This window comes from Homoserinimonas sp. (assembly GCF_056262345.1).
Map to the genome: position 1 here is coordinate 1 of NZ_JBACFR010000289.1, position 2770 is coordinate 2770.

The window sequence follows — 2770 nt, forward strand, 5'->3', positions numbered from 1 at the left end:
CTGTGCGGAGGCGCGAGGCAAGTCGGCTGTGGACGTCGGCAATAGAATCGGAGCGTGGAATCGCGTGTGCTGGCCGACGAGGCAGAGGGTCATCCATCAAACGGCAGCGTCCGCATCCGTCTGCAGATTGCCTACGACGGCGCCGACTTCGCAGGATGGGCGCGCCAGACCGAACAGCGCACGGTTCAGGGGGCACTCGAGTCATCATTGAGCGTCTTGATGAGCCGTCATGGCCCAGCGCCACGGCTTGTGGTCGCGGGCCGCACCGACGCGGGTGTGCACGCCACTGGTCAGGTCGCCCACGTGGACCTGACCGAAGAGCAGCTTCGCAGTCTCACCGGCCCGAGGCGGGGGCCAGGACACACCGCGAAGCATGGTCGCCGCAAGCGGCCGCAGGAGGTCGACGGCCCCGCCTCCCTTGCCCGTCGACTCAACGGCATTGCTGGCCTCGATAGCGACGTTGTTGTCTTGTCGAGCTCGCTCGCCCCCGACGGGTTCGATGCGAGGTTCTCGCCCGTGTGGAGGCGCTACGAGTACCGCGTCGGAGACGTCGGGGCGCTTCGCAACCCGCTTGAGCGACATCGGACGGTCTGGTTCCCCGCTGAACTCGACATCGATGCGATGAACACGGCAGCGGATGAACTGCGCGGGCTCCACGACTGGGCCGCGTACTGCAAGCCGCGGGACGGGGCCACGACGGTGCGCACCCTCCAGGAGTTCTCGTGGGTGAGGGACTCGACGGGAGTGCTGATCGCGACCGTCACAGCCGACGCCTTCTGCCACAGCATGGTGCGCTCGCTCGTTGGTGCGTGTGTTTCTGTGGGGCAGGGGACGTTGAGGGCGGAGCGTCCAGGGCAGATCCGCGACGAGCGGCTGAGGGGCAGCGAGTTCAAAGTGATGCCGGCCAAAGGCCTCACTCTCGTGGAAGTGGGGTATCCGCCAGACGAGGAACTCGCCGCCCGCGCCGAACAGACGAGGGCTCGACGGGAGCCTCTCGACTAAGCGCTGCGTGCGTGCCGTCCGCTGAGAATTGCCATCGAAGACCGCCTGGTCTAAAGTAGACCCTTGGTGCCTGCGTCTCGTGCGCAGCATCCGATCATGAGCCCTCCACCGGCGCGTTCTCGGACATCGTCCGACAACTCGTCACGCGAGCGGGATTCACGAACACCTCACTCGATCAGAAAGCAGCACTACTGTGACTCGCACATTTTCTCCCACGCCCAATGATGTCCAGCGTGACTGGCTCATCATCGACGCGACCGACGTCGTGCTGGGCCGTCTTGCCAGCCACGCCGCAACGCTTCTCCGCGGCAAGCACAAGGCAACCTTCGCTCCGCACATGGACATGGGCGACTTCGTCATCATTATCAACGCCGACAAGGTGGCGCTGACGGGCTCCAAGCTCGCTCAGAAGAAGGCCTACCGTCACTCGGGTTACCCGGGCGGCCTCACGGCTACCACCTACTCCGAGCTCCTTGAGAAGCACCCGACGCGCGCGGTCGAGAAGGCCATCCGCGGCATGCTCCCCAAGAACTCGATCGGTCGGGCTCAGCTTGCCAAGCTCAAGGTCTACGCGGGCCCCGAGCACCCTCACGCTGCGCAGCAGCCCAAGACCTACACCCTCGGCCAGGTCGCGCAGTAGCGCCGGCCGTAAGAAATAAGGATTCCCAACACCATGGCGAAGATCGCAGACTCCATCGACCAGGCTCCTGAGAGCTTCACGACCGAGACGCCCGCGTCGGAGGCCCCCAAGGCTCCCCGCGCCGTTCTCAACGTTCCCGGCGCAGCCGTGGGACGCCGCAAGCAGGCAATCGCCCGCGTGCGCATCGTTCCCGGCAACGGCGCTTTCGTCGTCAACGGCCGCACCCTCGAGAACTACTTCCCGAACAAGCTGCACCAGCAGCTCATCAACGACCCGTTCAAGGTGCTCGACCTCCTCGGCAGCTACGACGTCATTGCCAAGGTCACGGGCGGTGGCCCCTCGGGTCAGGCCGGTGCTGTTCGCCTCGCAATCGCTCGTTCGCTGAACGAGATCGACCGCGAGAACAACCGTCCCCTCCTCAAGAAGGCCGGATGCCTCACGCGTGACGCCCGCGTCATCGAGCGCAAGAAGGCCGGTCTCAAGAAGGCCCGCAAGGCTTCGCAGTTCTCGAAGCGCTAATCAGCGCTTCATAACGGCGACGAGGATGACGACTCGACTCTTCGGCACGGATGGCGTGCGGGGCCTGGCAAACCAGGACCTCACGGTGGAGCTAGCTCTCGGGCTTGCTCAATCCGCAGCTGTAGTACTCGGACAGGGGCGGGTGGCCGATGGCCGCCGCGCTTCTGGTCGTCGCCCCGTCGCCGTTATTGCGCGTGACCCCCGGATCTCGGGCGAGTTCATCAGTTCCGCTGTGGCAGCAGGACTCGCGAGCTCGGGGGTCGACGTGCTTGACGCCGGTGTCATTCCGACCCCGGCAGCAGCGTTTCTCATTGGAGACATCAAGGCCGACTTCGGCTTTATGATCTCCGCCTCGCACAACCCCGCCGACGATAACGGAATCAAGATTTTCGCCGTCGGCGGCACCAAGCTTCCCGATGTGGTCGAGGACCGCATCGAGCATGCCTTCCGCACCGAGCGCAAGCTTGCGCCCACCGGTGTCGAGGTCGGGCGCATCCGCCGATTCGCCGATGCAGAAGACCGGTATGTGCTGCACCTCTTGGCGAGCCTTCCGCATCGTCTCGACGGCATCCATGTCGTGCTTGACTGCGCCCACGGCGCTGCCTCAGG

At 65.1% G+C, this 2770-nt stretch carries 4 protein-coding genes; all 4 read left to right on the plus strand.

What is annotated here, in order from left to right; genetic code table 11:
• Positions 1 to 54 precede the first annotated feature (54 nt).
• Complete coding sequence (locus AC062T_RS13210) at positions 55 to 1002, plus strand: tRNA pseudouridine synthase A (protein ID WP_476030748.1); 948 nt, start codon at positions 55 to 57, stop codon at positions 1000 to 1002.
• Positions 1003 to 1195: 193 nt separating this feature from the next.
• Entirely contained in the window at positions 1196 to 1642 is a 447-nt protein-coding gene (gene rplM / locus AC062T_RS13215; RefSeq protein ID WP_476030750.1) for a 50S ribosomal protein L13, read from the plus strand.
• A 33-nt stretch (positions 1643 to 1675) separates the two neighbouring features.
• Positions 1676 to 2161, plus strand: coding sequence for a 30S ribosomal protein S9 (gene rpsI, locus AC062T_RS13220; RefSeq protein ID WP_476030752.1), 486 nt, complete (start codon positions 1676 to 1678; stop codon positions 2159 to 2161).
• A 25-nt stretch (positions 2162 to 2186) separates the two neighbouring features.
• Positions 2187 to 2770, plus strand: a 584-nt coding sequence (locus tag AC062T_RS13225) for a phosphohexomutase domain-containing protein (RefSeq protein ID WP_476030754.1), incomplete at its 3' end; no start/stop codon positions are given.